This is a genomic window from Halanaerobium hydrogeniformans, assembly GCF_000166415.1.
GTDB classification, from domain to species: Bacteria; Bacillota; Halanaerobiia; order Halanaerobiales; family Halanaerobiaceae; genus Halanaerobium; species Halanaerobium hydrogeniformans.
Map to the genome: position 1 here is coordinate 1792723 of NC_014654.1, position 15348 is coordinate 1808070.

The 15348-nt window shown below is 31.4% G+C and carries 14 protein-coding genes and 2 pseudogenes; 1 reads left to right on the top strand and 15 read right to left on the bottom strand.

The genetic code is table 11. The features are described from left to right. Positions 1-15: 15 nt before the first annotated feature. The 9 genes from HALSA_RS08170 to trpS all read right to left on the bottom strand — a co-directional run bounded on the left by HALSA_RS08170 (position 16) and on the right by trpS (position 10289). Positions 16-1389: a UDP-N-acetylmuramoyl-tripeptide--D-alanyl-D-alanine ligase gene (locus tag HALSA_RS08170; RefSeq protein ID WP_013406110.1), complete on the bottom strand. Its 1374-nt coding sequence runs from the start codon at positions 1387-1389 to the stop codon at positions 16-18. 2 nt (positions 1390-1391) lie between these two features. Next, positions 1392-2855 carry a UDP-N-acetylmuramoyl-L-alanyl-D-glutamate--2,6-diaminopimelate ligase gene (locus HALSA_RS08175; protein WP_013406111.1) on the bottom strand — a complete coding sequence of 488 codons (1464 nt, stop codon included), beginning with the start codon at positions 2853-2855 and terminating at the stop codon, positions 1392-1394. A gap of 30 nt (positions 2856-2885) precedes the next feature. Beyond that, positions 2886-4958, bottom strand: coding sequence for a penicillin-binding transpeptidase domain-containing protein (locus tag HALSA_RS08180; protein ID WP_013406112.1), 2073 nt, complete (start codon positions 4956-4958; stop codon positions 2886-2888). 11 nt (positions 4959-4969) lie between these two features. After that, positions 4970-5437, bottom strand: a complete 468-nt coding sequence (locus tag HALSA_RS08185; protein WP_013406113.1) for a septum formation initiator family protein — start codon at positions 5435-5437, stop codon at positions 4970-4972. Between the two features lie 19 nt (positions 5438-5456). Further along, positions 5457-6389: a 16S rRNA (cytosine(1402)-N(4))-methyltransferase RsmH gene (rsmH, locus tag HALSA_RS08190; protein WP_013406114.1), complete on the bottom strand. Its 933-nt coding sequence runs from the start codon at positions 6387-6389 to the stop codon at positions 5457-5459. 12 nt (positions 6390-6401) lie between these two features. Continuing rightward, a complete protein-coding gene (gene mraZ, locus HALSA_RS08195) occupies positions 6402-6833 on the bottom strand; it encodes a division/cell wall cluster transcriptional repressor MraZ (protein ID WP_013406115.1) in 432 nt (143 codons plus the stop codon). Between the two features lie 192 nt (positions 6834-7025). Further along, complete coding sequence (locus HALSA_RS08200; protein ID WP_013406116.1) at positions 7026-8195, bottom strand: DNA polymerase IV; 1170 nt, start codon at positions 8193-8195, stop codon at positions 7026-7028. Position 8196: 1 nt separating this feature from the next. Then, on the bottom strand, positions 8197-9246 hold the full coding sequence (locus HALSA_RS08205; protein WP_013406117.1) for a D-alanine--D-alanine ligase family protein: 1050 nt from the start codon (positions 9244-9246) through the stop codon (positions 8197-8199). Between the two features lie 38 nt (positions 9247-9284). Next, positions 9285-10289 carry a tryptophan--tRNA ligase gene (gene trpS, locus HALSA_RS08210; protein WP_013406118.1) on the bottom strand — a complete coding sequence of 335 codons (1005 nt, stop codon included), beginning with the start codon at positions 10287-10289 and terminating at the stop codon, positions 9285-9287. Between the two features lie 108 nt (positions 10290-10397). Here trpS and HALSA_RS08215 point away from each other — a divergent pair, with 108 nt between their 5' ends. Next, positions 10398-10790 carry a Fur family transcriptional regulator gene (locus HALSA_RS08215; protein ID WP_013406119.1) on the top strand — a complete coding sequence of 131 codons (393 nt, stop codon included), beginning with the start codon at positions 10398-10400 and terminating at the stop codon, positions 10788-10790. On the opposite strand, the pseudogene rnhA reads toward HALSA_RS08215, so the two are convergent. The 6 genes and pseudogenes from rnhA to HALSA_RS08240 form a co-directional block, all read right to left on the bottom strand. Next, positions 10787-11224: pseudogene (gene rnhA, locus HALSA_RS13345) on the bottom strand (ribonuclease HI); the annotation flags it as partial. The gene HALSA_RS08215 and the pseudogene rnhA sit on opposite strands and share 4 nt — an antisense overlap. A gap of 84 nt (positions 11225-11308) precedes the next feature. Then, positions 11309-11611 (bottom strand): annotated as a pseudogene (locus HALSA_RS13350) (carboxymuconolactone decarboxylase family protein); the annotation flags it as partial. Positions 11612-11620: 9 nt separating this feature from the next. Further along, a complete protein-coding gene (locus HALSA_RS08225; RefSeq protein ID WP_013406121.1) occupies positions 11621-12493 on the bottom strand; it encodes a UbiA prenyltransferase family protein in 873 nt (290 codons plus the stop codon). Positions 12494-12594: 101 nt separating this feature from the next. Continuing rightward, complete coding sequence (ptsP, locus tag HALSA_RS08230; protein ID WP_013406122.1) at positions 12595-14304, bottom strand: phosphoenolpyruvate--protein phosphotransferase; 1710 nt, start codon at positions 14302-14304, stop codon at positions 12595-12597. A gap of 4 nt (positions 14305-14308) precedes the next feature. After that, entirely contained in the window at positions 14309-14587 is a 279-nt protein-coding gene (locus tag HALSA_RS08235) for an HPr family phosphocarrier protein (protein WP_013406123.1), read from the bottom strand. 120 nt (positions 14588-14707) lie between these two features. Beyond that, the gene (locus HALSA_RS08240; RefSeq protein ID WP_013406124.1) at positions 14708-15283 is read right to left on the bottom strand and encodes a glycerol-3-phosphate responsive antiterminator; all 576 of its coding nucleotides are present in this window, start codon (positions 15281-15283) and stop codon (positions 14708-14710) included. Positions 15284-15348 lie beyond the last annotated feature (65 nt).

The following is a 15348-nucleotide window of genomic DNA, read 5'->3' on the forward strand; positions in this document are numbered from 1 at the left end:
ATTAAACTCCTTAATTTATAGTTCTGCAACTATTTTTTCCATTTGATTAGATCTTGAGCCTTTAATAAGCAAAAGATCATCTTTTTTTAAATTATCTTTTAAAAATTTTAAAGTGCTGGCTTTATCAGCAAAAGAATATATTTTTTCAACGGGCATTGCGGTTCTTTCTGCTCCTTCTGCGATTAATTCTGCAATCTCCCCAACTGTGATTAAAAGGTCTATATTTTGTTTAGCTATATATTCACCGATTTCCAAATGGGCCTTTTTTTCCATTTTTCCTAATTCAAGCATTGAAGCTAAAACAGCAATCTTCCGTTTACCTTTCATTTCTGCTAAAACATCAAGCGCTGCCCTAACTGAAATAGGATTAGCATTATAGCTATCGTTAATCACAATTGCTCCATTTTCTAATTCTTTTATCTCCATTCTTAAATCAGAAAAATCTATTTTACTTAAGCCATCTTGAATACCTTTAGGATTCATATTATTTAAAAAACCAATAGCAATAGCAGCTAAAGCATTATATATATTATGTTTGCCAGGCTTATTTAAATAAAATTTAAGCTTTTTTCCCTGCCAGATAATCTTAAATTCTTCCCTATTTAAATCTTTATTAAATTTATTTTCTATTACCTGCAGATCTGCTCCTGCAGAAAAACCAAAAGTTATTAGCTTTGAATTAAAATTTTCTGCCATTTTTCTCGTATATTCATTATCATAATTTAAAATTGCTGTACCAGATTTATCCAAAGAATCAAGAAGTTCTTTTTTTGCTGCTGCCACATTTTCAATTGAACCCAGTTGTTCAATATGAGCAGGTCCAACATTAGTGATCACAGCTATTTGCGGCCGGGCTAATTCTGCTAATAGTTCAATTTCTCCAAAACCACTCATACCCATTTCTAAAACTGCAAACTCATCTTTAGAACAGAGTCGCAGTAGAGTTAAAGGTAAACCAATTTGATTATTATAATTACCTGAGGTTTTTAAAGTTTTATATTTCTGGGCTAAAACTGCAGCTATCATATCTTTTGTACTTGTTTTACCTACACTTCCAGTTATTGCAGCAATTTTTAGATCTTTAAACTTCATTCTGTAATAATGAGCAATATCCTGTAATGCTTTAGTTGTATCATCAACTTTGATAACAGCAAGATTTGAATAATCATTAATTTGACGATCTACAATAACTGCTTTTGCTCCATTTTCTACAGCTGAATCAATAAATTCGTGACCATCATTTATTTCCCCAATAATAGCAATAAATAAATCATCTTTTTTTACCTCTCTGCTGTCAATAACAATATCTTTGATTTTGATTTCTGCTTTACCTTTAATAATTTTTCCAGAAGCCGCTTCTGCAATTTGGGCTAAGGTTAAACTTTCCATAATTAGCTGCTTCGCTCCTTTAAGGCTTGATAGGCAACCTTTCTATCATCAAGCTCAATTTTTTTATCTTTTATTACCTGATATTTTTCATGTCCTCTCCCTAAAATGAGTATGATATCATCTTTTTTTGCAAAATTAATCGCTTCAACTATAGCTTTTTTTCGATCAGATATAACCTCATAATTTGAAAAAGAATTACTAAATCCACTTTTAATTTCACTTAAAATAAATTCTGGATCTTCAGAACGAGGATTATCATTAGTTAAAAAAACATAGTCTGCATTATCCTCGGCTAGTTTTGCCATAACCGGTCTTTTAGAACGATCTCTATCTCCACCACAACCAAATAAAACAATTAACCTATTTTTTGTTATTTCTTTAGCTGCTTCTAAAACATTTTCCATACCATCAGGAGTATGAGCATAGTCGACTATTAATTGGAAATCTTGGCCCGCATTAATTAACTCGAATCTACCTGGTACTCCTTTAATTTCTTCTAAACTATTAACGATCTTATCAGCACTTATGCCAAGCAAAAAAACGCTTAAAACTGCAGCAAGTGAATTATAGATGTTAAATATACCACCTAGTTTAAGTTGAAAATTTCTTTTTATTAAACCCTGACTTTGATAATTCAAGGAATTTTGTTTTAATTTATAATTTTGACAGTATAAATCTGCATTTTGATTGCTTAAACTATATTTAAAATTATGTGCTTTTGATTTTTCCAGCATAAACCCAGAATTTTTATCATCCAGATTAATTACAGCAGATGCATCAGGGCTTAATTGAGAAAAAAGTTTTGATTTTGCCTGACGATAGCTGGCTAAATCTTTATGGTAATCAAGATGTTCTGGACTCAAGTTAGTAAATACAGCTAAAGAAAAATCCATCTGATGAACTCTATAAAGGTCCAGCGCATGAGACGATACTTCCATAACAATATATTGAACACCAGCAGTTTTTGCTTGAGAGAAATAACGATATAAATCTAAAGATTCTGGAGTAGTTCTTGTCGCAGAAATTTCTTCTCCAGCAATAATATTTTTAATTGTTCCAAACATTGCTGTTTTAAAAGAGTTTTTTCTTAAGATGTTGTAAATTAAATAGGCAGTTGTTGTCTTTCCATTAGTACCTGTAATTCCTATTAAATCAATATCTGCCAGTGGATTAGCAAAGAAGTTTTTTGCAAGCACAGCCATTTCTTTTCTCGTGTTTTCTACTTCAATATATGTTATCCCAGACAAATATTTTTTTAATTTTTTTTCAACAATAACCGCAGTTGCACCCTTTTCAACTGCTTCTTTTATATAATCGTGCCCGTCAACATTAAAACCTTTTATTGCTATAAAAAGATCATTATTTTTTATTTTTCGTGAATCATACTGCAGATCAGAAATATTAAGATCATTCTTGCCGTTTATAATTTTATGTTCAATTCCATTTAAAATTTTATTCAATTTCATTAAGCTTCCTCCAATAACAATGGGGATATCTTACTGCAGTTTTAAATTGATAACCTCATCAGTTTCAATTCTTCTACCTGGATAAACTGATTGTCCAATTACCTTACCACTATTACCACTGTAAGAAATTTTCAAACCTTTTAAAGCTGCCAATTCTTTTGCTTCCTCTATATCCATATTTCGAAAATCTGGAACAGGAATTAAAATATTATAATTTTTCACTTCATCATCAAAAAGCCAAACTGTAGAATCTTTATTTACTACTGCACCAGCTTTAGGAAGTTGATCAACAATTATATCTCCATCTCCCTGTATTTTAACATTAAAACCTTTTTCTCTCAAGCTTTGTTCTGCTTTAAATCTACTGAGATTTTTTAAATCTGGCACAGTTAATTTTTCATCACTAAGTTCATATTCTGGCTGCTGATTAAAATTAGGCTTTACATCTAAATAACTTAAAATATTTTCACCAAGATTTTTAAATACTGGAGCAGCAGTTTGGCTCCCATAATAACTATCTCCAGTTATATCGTATAAAATTACTAAAACCGTAAGGTCAGTTTGCTCTGTTGGCAATATCCCAACAAAAGAAGCATCATAAAGATCAGCATTATAATGCTGAGCAGTACCAGTTTTACCAGCGATTTCATAACCTTCAATTGCTGCTTGAGTACCAGTGCCACTTAATACAGTTTGTTTTAAAAGTTCTTTAGTTTTGTTGGCGGTCTGCTCTGAAATTACCTGACGGATAGCTGCAGGCTCATTTATGATATTTGCTTGGTTTTCTCCTCTATCAATCTCTCTTACCAACCTGGGCTGCATTAATTTGCCTCCATTTGCTACTGCAGATACTGCTGAAGCCAATTGGATGGGAGTTACAGAAAGCCCATGCCCAAAAGAGAAAGTAGCCAATTCTACTTGACCAATCCTATTATACTCAGGCAAAATACCATCAGCTTCAGCGGGAAGTCTAATAGAAGTTCTATTTCCAAAACCAAAGGCATCAATATAAGAATAAAATGTGTCTTTATCCATTTTTAAAGCAACTTCGACAAAACCTGGATTACATGATGTTTTTACAACATCTGCAAATGTATGAGCACCATGACCGGTATCACTCCAACAACTTATTTCATGTCGGCCAACATAAATATGGCCAGGATCAGTTAAAATATCATTTTCAGTGATTACACCTTCTTCTAAAGCTGCTGCTGTAGTAATAATTTTGAAGGTTGAACCAGGTTCAAAAACATCATTAATTGCTCGATTACGCCAATTTTTTTCTGGATAAGCTTGAAAATTATTGGGATCATAGGTTGGGGTGTTTGCTAAAGCCAGTACATCTCCATTCTGAGAATCCATTACAATGATTGAGCCACCAGAAATCTCAAAATTTTGCTCTGCTAATCTAAGTTCTCTTTCAGCAAAATATTGAATAACCTGATCAATGGTTAAATGAAGATCATGGCCGTTTTGAACTGGGATTGATTCTCTGATACCAGCTGGTATTGTTTGACCTGCTGCATCCCTTTCTACAGCCATTCTTCCTTCTTTACCAACCAGATAATTATTATACGAAAGCTCTAAGCCACTTAAACCATTATTATCAATACCCGTAAACCCTAATAAATGAGATGCTAATTCTCCCTCAGGATAATGTCTTTTGCTTTCATCAATAAAAATTATACCAGGAATATCTCTATTTAACAATTCCTGATGTAGTTCATCATCAATTTTCCTCTGCAAAAAAATAGCTGCAGCATCTGAGGTGATTCTTCGATAGATAGTATTATAATTTGCATCCAGTAAAACTGCCAATTCTTCAGCAGTTTTTTTGGGGTTTATAATACTATCCGGCAGTGCAACTACAGTTTTTGCCGCTAAACTAACTGCAAGTTTTCTGCCGGTATTATCATAAATTATTCCTCTTTCTGAATTAACAACAAACTCTCTCATTCTTTGATTTAAAGCTTTATCTTTATATTCTGCACTATTAATAACCTGTATCCATACTAAGCGGAAAGCAATAATAACGAATAGTAAAAAAATAACTACAAAATAAAACATTGCCCGATTTTTGATACTTTCTTTAAACTCTTGCAATAGCTTTCCTCCTAATCAATCGACTCAGCCTGTACTGTCATGATTCTAGCTACTATTTTATCATAAATACGAGCCAATAAAAACTGTTCTTGAGGAATATCTGCAACAAAACTCTCTTCAACTTCAATTTGATCATTATATACCAAATATTCTCTGTTTTTAGCTTCTACCATATTTAATTCATTTTTAGCTATTCTCTCTATCTGTGAGAGTGAGGTTTTTTGAGCAAGATTAAGTTCTAATTTTTGATTTTCGGCTTTAATGCTCTCTAACCTTCTTTCTAATTCTAAAAGTTCATAACTTGTTTGATTAATTTTTAAAGTTTGAGAAATAAATAATATAATAGAAATGCTGATTAATAATAAAATTATTATGTAAAAAATACTAAAAGCCTGTTTTTTTAGATCAAAAATTCCATAAGAAGAGCTGTCTAAATATTTATGCTGATAATTAAGATTATTATAACTTTTCTGATACATAATTTTACCTCCTCAAAACTCAAATTTTCTCTGCAGCTCTTAACTTAGCACTCCTCGCCCTTGGGTTACTATCTACTTCATTCTTTTTGGCTTCAATTGGACTTCTAGTAATTACTTTAACATGAGAAACCTTATCACACACACAGATTGGAAAGTCAGGTGGACAGGTACAATCTTTTGCTAATTCTCTAAAGCTATGTTTAACAATTCTATCTTCTAATGAATGAAAACTTATGATTACAATTCTTCCACCTTTATTTAAAAACGAAACACTTTTTTTAATTAATTTTTGCAGTTGGTTTAGTTCATCATTGGTTGCAATTCTTAGAGCTTGAAAAGTCCGTCTTGCAGGATGACCTCCACCCCTTCTAGCTCCTTTTGGAACTGCTGCTTTTATTATTTCAACAAGTTCAGAAGTTCTTTCTATTTCTTCTTTTTTTCTTGCTTCAACAATGAACTCAGCAATTCTAACTGCCCAATTTTCTTCACCATAATCACTAATAATCTTAATTAGTTCTTTCTGACTGTAATTATTAACAATATCTGCTGCTGTTAGAGCTTGATTTTGATTCATCCTCATATCAAGTGGACCATCTTTTTGGTAACTAAAACCACGTTCTGCATTATCAAGCTGTGGAGAAGAAACACCAAGATCAAACAACATACCATCTACTTTAGAAATTGAATGTTTATTTAATACTTTATCAAAGTCCAAAAAATTAGCATGTTCTAAAATTAGGGAAGAATTTTCTGGTTGTTTTTCCCGCACAGCTTTAATTGCTTCTATATCCCGGTCAATAGCAATTAATTTACCATGCTCTGATAATTTTTTTAAAATTTCAAAACTGTGACCCCCCCGGCCAAGTGTTCCATCAAGATAAACTCCGTCTTCTTTTATATTCAAATATTTTATTGCCTCATTTAATAAAACTGCTTTGTGTTCAAAACTCATATCTAATCCCTTCTAGATTCCTAGTTCTTCCATTGCATCTGCTATATCTTCATAAGAATCTTCTACATCTTCCATATATTTGTCCCATTTCTCTTTTGCCCAGAGTTCAATTCTGTTAGCTAAACCTATAATAACAATTTCGTGTTCAAAATCTGCATAATCTCTTAAATTTACAGGCAGCGATACTCTACCCTGTTTATCTAGATTACATTCATTTGCGCCAGAAAAGAAAAAGCGGACAAAATTTCTAGCATTTTTACTTGTCATAGGCAAAGAAGTGAGTTTTTCTTCTAATATTTTCCATTCATCCATAGGATAGAGAAAGAGACAATTATCCAGGCCACGAGTTATTACAAATTCCTCACTCAGCTCTTCTCTAAGCTTAGAAGGAATGATTAATCGGCCTTTATTATCCATATTATGTGTAAATTCTCCCATAAACATAATATCACTTCCCACTTTCCACCCTTTTACTCCACTTCTTACCACTTAATTATATCATTCTTCATAAAAGAAAAAAATCCTTTATAAATCCAAAATTATTTTAAAAATAATTGGATTTAAAAGGATTTTTATAATAAATAAGACTATTTTTATTATTTTCGTTATGATTTTAGCATAAATTGAGCAAAAAGCTTATTCATCATTTTTTAAATATAATTTTCTAGCTCGTGATATTTTATCAAAACCAAATTTTCTTTTTATATCATCTATGGTATCATCCAGATTATCATTTTCTTTTTCGAAAAGATTTAGTTGCTTTTGTTGAGAATCATGCAAATTGCTTACTCCAATTCCAAGTAATCGTACCGGTTTATCAAATAAATCATCTTTATCAATCAATTCTTGTGCAATTTTATAAATATTTTTTGTACTATCAAGAGAAAATTTAAATGATTTTTGTCTGTTTAAAGTTTTAAAATCGGCATATCTGACCTTGATGAAAACAGTATTACCACTTAAAGAATTGCTGTGCAAACGAAAAGATATTTTTTCACTCATTTTTAAAAGATAGGCCAATAATTGCTCGGAATCTTCAATGTTTTCAGCAAAAGTCTCTTCATGGCTAATAGATTTAATCTCGCTTTGACTTTCTACTTCTCGATTATCTATTCCTCTAGAAAGGTAAAATATTTTTACTCCAGCTTTCCCGAATCTATTTTTTAATTCTTCAAGCGAATAAGGCCAAATATCTTTAACCTTTTTAATTCCAAGCTCATTTAATTTTTTAGCAAAACTATCTCCAATCCCCCAGATCTTTTTAATATCAAGTCCTGCCATAATTTTTTTTATCTCAGCTGCTTCAATTACCGTCAACCCATCTGGCTTTTCAAAATCTGAAGCAAGTTTGGCCAAAAATTTATTAACTGAAAGCCCAATCGAAATTGTTAAGTCAGTAGTATCTTTTACATCTTTTTTTATTGTTTTAGCAATTTTTAAAGGACTTCCATATAGGCGCTGACAGCCTTTTATATCTAAAAAAGCCTCATCAATAGAAATTTTTTCGATCAAAGGCGTATATTTGTTTAAAATAAAAAATACTTCTTTAGAAACCTGTTTATATAATGTGTGGCGGGCTGGCAGATAAATACCATCTGGACATAACTTTTTCGCCTGAGCAATTGGCATTGCAGAGTGTATCCCATATTCTCTTGCTTTATAAGATGCGGTTGAAACCACACCTCTATTGCTTAAACTCTTACCTCCAATAATAACTGCTTTTCCCTTCATATCAGGATTTTCTCTCATTTCTACTGCAGCAAAAAAAGCATCCATATCTGCATGAATAACCCTTAGCTCATCCATTTTATATATCTCTATTCAAAGCTTGTTCTATCATTTGATCTAAAAGCTTTTGATAGGGAAAACCACTTTCTTTAAAAAGAAGAGGATACATACTAAATTGAGTAAATCCAGGCATGGTATTAATTTCATTAACTAAAAGATCATTGTTTTCGGTTAGAAAAAAATCAATTCTTGCCAGTGCATCTCCACCTACTGCATTAAAAGCTTTAACCGCCAGGAGTTTTATTTCTTTTTTTATTTTATCATCTATCTCAGCTGGAATAACCAACCTGGTCTTTGAATCTTGATATTTAGCTTTATAATCATAAAAATCATGTTGTGCAATAATTTCTCCAGGTATAGATACCCTGATTTCATTATCTAATGATATTATAGAGGCTTCTATTTCTCTTGCTTTGACGAAGTTTTCTATTATAATTTTATTGTCATGTTCAAATGCAGAATTTATTGCTTCAGCAAAGTTTTTTTTCTCATTCACTTTAGTTATCCCAATACTTGAACCCATATTTGCTGGCTTTACAAAAAAAGGAAGACCGAGTTTCTTTGTTAATTCTTCATAAAATTCTTTTTTTCTTTTTACTTTATATTGAGATTTTTTAAGTACCTGAAATTTAGTCTGAGGGATATCATGATAAGCAAATAATTTTTTCATAAGTTCTTTATCCATAGAAACAGCTGAAGAACTCAAATTGCAACCAACATAAGGTATATCTAATATTTCGAAAAAACCCTGTATTTTACCATCTTCACCATAAGGACCATGTAAAACAGGAAATGCTAAATCTATGTTTTTCTGCAAAAAATCAATAACTTCTAAAGGAAACAACTTCCTATCTGCTTGATCAGGAATACTATTTGTTTCACTATTTAAATATTCTAGAGATTTTTCAGTTTCAAACCATCTCCCTGTTTTAGATATTGCAATGGGAAAAATATTATATTTGCTTTTATCTAAATTATTATATATTGAGCGGGTAGAAAGAATTGAAACTTCATGTTCAGCTGATCTTCCCCCATAAATTAAAGCAATATTAATTTTAGAACTAGACAATATAATTCTCCTTTCTAAAAAATCTGCTTATAAATACTTTAATTATTAAAATAATCTATTTTCATAACTTCTCGAACCTTTTTTAAAGTTATGGCTGCTTCTTTTCTAGCTCTTTTAGTGCCTTTTTGAATGATTTCTTCAATTAGCTCTGGATTTTCTAAATATTTTTTTCTTCTTTCTCTCATTGGATCTAAAAATTCATTTAATTTTTTAGCCATTCTTTTTTTGCAAGCAACACAACCGATGGTTCCAGCCCTACATCTACTTGCAATTTCACCTGATTCTTCTTTATTAAAAGCCTCATGATAATGGAATACTGTACAGACTTCTGGATGGCCTGGATCATCTTTATGTATTCTAGCTGGATCAGTTTTTGCTTGCATTATTTTTTTATTAACTTCTTCAACAGAATCAGATAAATAAATAGCATTATTTAAACTTTTACTCATCTTGCTTTTTCCATCTAGCCCCATCAGACGAGGAAAATCACTTATTAGTGCTTTAGGTTCTGGAAATACTTCACCATATAAATTATTAAATTTACGCACAATTTTTCTTGTTTGTTCAATATGAGGTATTTGATCTTCACCGACAGGTACTAAATTAGCTCTGCAAAAAGAAATGTCTGCTGCCTGACTAACAGGATAACCCAAAAATCCATAACTCATTTCTTTATAACCATACTGATCTGCCTCAGACTTTATAGTCGGATTATGACGAAGTTGATTTACAGTAACCAGCATTGAGAAAAATATTGTAAGCTCAGCAATTTCTGGTACCATTGACTGAACAAAAATAGTTGTTTTTTCTGGATCGATTCCTGCTGCTAGATAATCTCTAGCAACCTGTCTAACATCCTCACCTAATTTTTCAGGTTGCTCAAAGTTTGTTGTCAAAGCCTGAACATCGGCAATAATTAAAAAGGTATCATATTCTTCCTGCAGCTCAACTCTATTTTGTAGACTCCCTACATAGTGACCCAAATGGAGCTTACCAGTTGGTCTATCTCCGGTTAAAATTCTTTCTTTTTCTTTATTTGACAATTTAATCACCCTTTGTTTTTGTTAAATTTACTTGAATTAAAAAATAAATTCTGTTAAAATATAATTAACAGTATTAATAATTATTATTTGTTTCAAAAGGAGGTTATTATGGCTAAACAAACAAGAATGACAAAACAGCGTAAAGCCATTTTGAGAATTCTAAAAAACACAGACTCCCATCCAACTGCTGACTGGATATATGAAAGGGTCAGAGAAGAAATCCCAAATATTAGCCTGGGAACAGTATACAGAAACTTAAATGTTCTTGCTGAACTGGGGAAAATAAATGTGCTAGATTATGGCAGTAATCAAAGTCGTTATGATGGTAAGTCTGGTCATCACTATCATTTCCACTGTGAAAAATGTGGTAATGTTTATGATTTAGAAATTGACTTAGATACTGATTTAAATAATAAGATAAATGAAGAAACCCAATTTATTGCGGAAAACCACCGTCTCGAATTCAGTGGTATCTGCCATGAATGTCAACAAAAAAACTAATCTTTTTTAATTTCCTTTTTAGCTAAAGAATCAACTTTTTCGTTATATTCATCACCACTATGACCTTTCACTTTTTGAAATTCAAGTTTATAATCAGAAATTAATTTATCAAGGTGTTGCCATAGATCTTTATTGGCAACATTTTTTTTTGAAGCAGTTTTCCAACCATTAGACTTCCAGGTTTTAATCCACTTACTCAACCCTTTTAAAACATAAGTTGAGTCACTAAAAAGTTCTACACTACTTCCTTTAGGAACTCTTTTTAAACCTTCAATAACAGCTTTTAATTCCATTCTATTATTGGTTGTATCTTCTTCTGACCCACTTATTTCCTCTAATTCTTGATTATCATTTTCTAAAATTAAGGCTGCATATCCACCTGGCCCCGGATTGCCAGAACATGCTCCATCTGTATATAATTGATATTTTTTTACTTCTGTAAGTTTATTATTCGAGTTCTTTGTTTCTGTTTTAAATTCACTATTAAAATCAAATTTTTCCAGTATTTCTGCAGCCCTTCTGAGATGAGGGATTACTATCGAACCTCCTACAATTAAACCTACATTCAGTGCTTCGTATATTTCTTTTTTAGTCCACCCTGCTTCAGCTGCATTAATTAAGTGATATCTAATACAATCATCACATCTTAAAACTAAAGATGCAGTTAAACCCAATAATTCTTTGTATTTTGAAGAAAGCTCTCCAGTTTGATAAACGCTATTATCCAAATTAAAGAATCGCCTGGTATTTAAATCTCCCTCTTCTAAAATGATTTTATCCATTTTCTCTCTAAATTGATTGAATTCTTCCTGTTCTTTCATTATCTCACCTCAAATTGATGTAATATAATCTAATATAAGCAGGGTTATTAATAAAATTGTAGAGTAATAATATAACTTGCGAGAAAAAGAAACTATTTTATATTTTTTATTGTATGACAAGAGATTTTCCTTGTTTTTTATTTTAGTCATTACAAATGGTAATGATATGTATAATAATAAAAAGAGTACATTATTATAATATGAGAATATTAAAGCAAAAGAAGCATAAATTAAAAGCAGTAAAACTTTAAAGCCTTTAAATGAATATTTGTTATTATGCTGGCTGACCCACCTTAAGTTAATTATAAATAAAGCTATAGGTAGAGAAAGTAAAATAACAGCAAGATTAAACTCACCACTGTGAATAATATATGAAATAGAAATTAACATTGGGCCACCCAGTAAACCAATTATGAATTCATCAAAATAACTATCGATAATTTTTACCTGAAGAAAAATATAAAGAAAAAATAATAGCAAAGATGAAATAATTAATATAAATAAAATATTAGATATGTTTATAGTAAAAAAAATTAAAGTTATAGTCAATAAAGTGAAAATAATAGCGATTAAAAATAGTTCTTTTTTTTCGATTTCAAAATATTTTGCAGTTGATTTTTTTTTGTTTTTCAAAAAGTGAAGCTGATAAATAAATTGATAAAGGTTGGCCTTATCAAAAAAATATTGAATCCAGCTGTTAGCTGCTATTATAAAAACTAAAAGTGTAAATAAAGTAATTAATAAATAAATAATATTAAATTGTGAACTTAAATTCAAGGCTAAAGCTGCTCCAAGTAAAATAGGCAATAAAATATCCAGCCAGATATCTTTTAAACTTAAATAATATAATTTATAAATTAAAGTATTTTCTTTAATAGACATTTATTCAATTATCTCCTATTATTTTATATTATGATTAGAATCCGGACAGCCTATGCTATCCGGATTATTTTTTAAAATATTTTTTTTTCTTAAATAAATAGTTATTTTTGAATGCTTTTTAAATAATCTTTAACCTCATCAACAGATTTAAGCTCTAATACTTTTTCTGCTTTTTGAGCTGCTTCACTGATCGTCCACTGTGAAAGCAGTTCTTTGATCTTTAAAATAGACACAGCACTCATACTGAACTCATCCAGTCCTGCTCCCAGCAAAAATGGTAAGAGCAGTTCATTACCGGCTGCTTCTCCACACATTCCTACCCAGATATTTTCCTGGTGGGCACTCTCAATCGTCTTTTTTACCATCCTTAATACTGCTGGATGATAAGGATTGTGCATCTGAGCAATCTTCTCATTCATCCTATCTACTGCCACTGTATACTGGATTAAATCGTTTGTTCCTATACTGAAAAAATCAACCTCTTTAGCCAGCTGATCTGCTGTCATCACTGCTGCTGGTATTTCTATCATCATCCCGATTTCTAGATCTTTATTATAATCTTTGTCTTCACTTTCTAACTCTGCTTTGACTTCTGCCACCTTTGCTTTGGCTGCTAATAGCTCATCCATTGTCGCTATCATCGGAAACATTATCTTTAGATTACCAAAGGCACTTGCCCTTAATAGTGCTCTGAGCTGTGGCTTAAAGATATCATCTCTTTCTAAACAAATTCTGATCGCTCTGTAACCTAAAAATGGGTTCATCTCTTTTGGAAAATCTAAATATGGTAAATCCTTGTCTCCCCCAACATCTAATGTTCTGATTACTACTGGCCTATCACCCATTGTTTCTGCTGCTTTTTTATAAACCTCAAATTGTTCTTCTTCTGTTGGTAATTCACTGCGATCCATATATAAGAATTCGGTGCGGAAAAGGCCTACTCCTTCTCCCCCTTTTTCTAAAATGGGCGCTATATCATTTAAATTACCCATATTACCTACTACTTCTATATCTACCCCATCTTTGGTCTGGGCTTTTTTGTCCTTATAAAATTCTAAACGCTTCTGCTCTGTTTTATATTCTTCAAGCTTGGCTTGATACTCTTCTTTTGTTGCCTTATCAGGTGAAAAATACACCTTACCACTGCTGCCATCTACTATTACTTCCTCATCATTTTCGGCGGCTGTTAAAAGCTCTTCACCTAAACCTACTACTGCTGGTATACCAAGCGTTCTTGCCATTATCGCAGTATGAGATGTTCTTGAGCCATCTTTGGTTAAAAAGGCCAGTACTTTTTCTGTATCAAGCTGAGCTGTGTCTGAAGGGGTTAAGTCCTCGGCTATTATTACTACCTCTTCTTCCATCTTTTCTGCTATATCTTCTACCCCAAGCAGAATCTTAATTACCCTCATTCCTACATCTTTAATATCTGCTCCTCTTTCTTTTAAGTACTCGTCTTCCATTGCCGAAAACATCGCAGCATACTCATCTACTACTTCTTTAACCGCTGCTGCTGCATTTAACTTTTCTTCTTTAATCTTATTTTCAAAAGCTGGAATAACTTCTGGATCATCTAAAATCATCAGATGGGCTCCGAATATTTCTGCTTTTTCTTTTCCCATCTTTTCAGCAGTACTCTCTTTTAACTCTTTAAGAGATTTTTTTGCTTTTTCAAGTGCACTGTGAAGTTTGGCTATTTCTTTTTCGACCGCTGAATCTGTTATGTTCTCATAATCAATTTCTACTTTTTTATCTTTTTTGATTAATACCTTACCAACTGCAATTCCTGGTGATGCTCCGATTCCCTGCATCAAATCACCCCTCATCTTCTTTCAACATCTCAACTTCAACAAAATCAACCAATTCTTTTACTGCCTGCTCAGAGTCTTCACCCTCAGCTTTAATTGTAATTGTATTCCCTTTACCTGCTCCGAGACTCATAACACCCATGATACTTTTAGCATTAACTTCTTTACCTTCATGAATAATGTTAATTTTAGATTCAAATTGACCAGCTTTTTGTACAAACTGAGCTGCCGGTCTAGCATGTAAACCGGTTCTATTTTTGATTTCTACAGATTTTTCAATTGACAATTCAATCATCCTTTCTAAAAATATTTTAATTGTTTCATCTATTTATATATCTTATCATAAAGAAAGGGATGATTTCATCCCTTTTTATAAAAAAATTAAATTAAATTTGTTTTATAATGATTAATAATTCCAAAGTTCCTGTCTACTGGTAGAAATTGCAAAAACTCCTTTATCCACCAGATATTCTATTTCTTTTTTTTCTTCTACTAATCCTCCAGCAATAATTTGATAATTATTATTTTTATCCTGTTGAGATTTTTTTATAAAATGTGGAGCTGCAATAGCAGGTAAAATTTCAACCGCATCAACTGAACGATCTCCTAACATTTTTTTAGCACTTGTTAAAGAACCAGAATCTAAAAGAAATATTCTTTGAATTGTCATCAAACCATTTTTATGAGCAATTTTTATTAAATAACTTTTAGTTGAAATAATTCCATCACATAAATTGTTTTCTGCTAAATACTCAATCCCCTTTTTGTCATGGGCAATTCCTTTTAAAAGATCTATATTTATCATTAAGATTTTATCATTTTTATGGGCAAGCTCCATTGCTTCTTTTAAATCAAAAATAGATCCAGCAAGTAAAAATATAATTACCGCCTCTTTTTTCCCCATTGCCTGTTCTAATAGCTTCATATCTCTTACTGCAGGAATTACCGGATATTTTTTAAAATAACTTGCTAAATGTCTCAATTTTACACCCCCAATGTAATCTACTAATTTCCATTACTATATATACTTTTATCTAGCATAGCAAA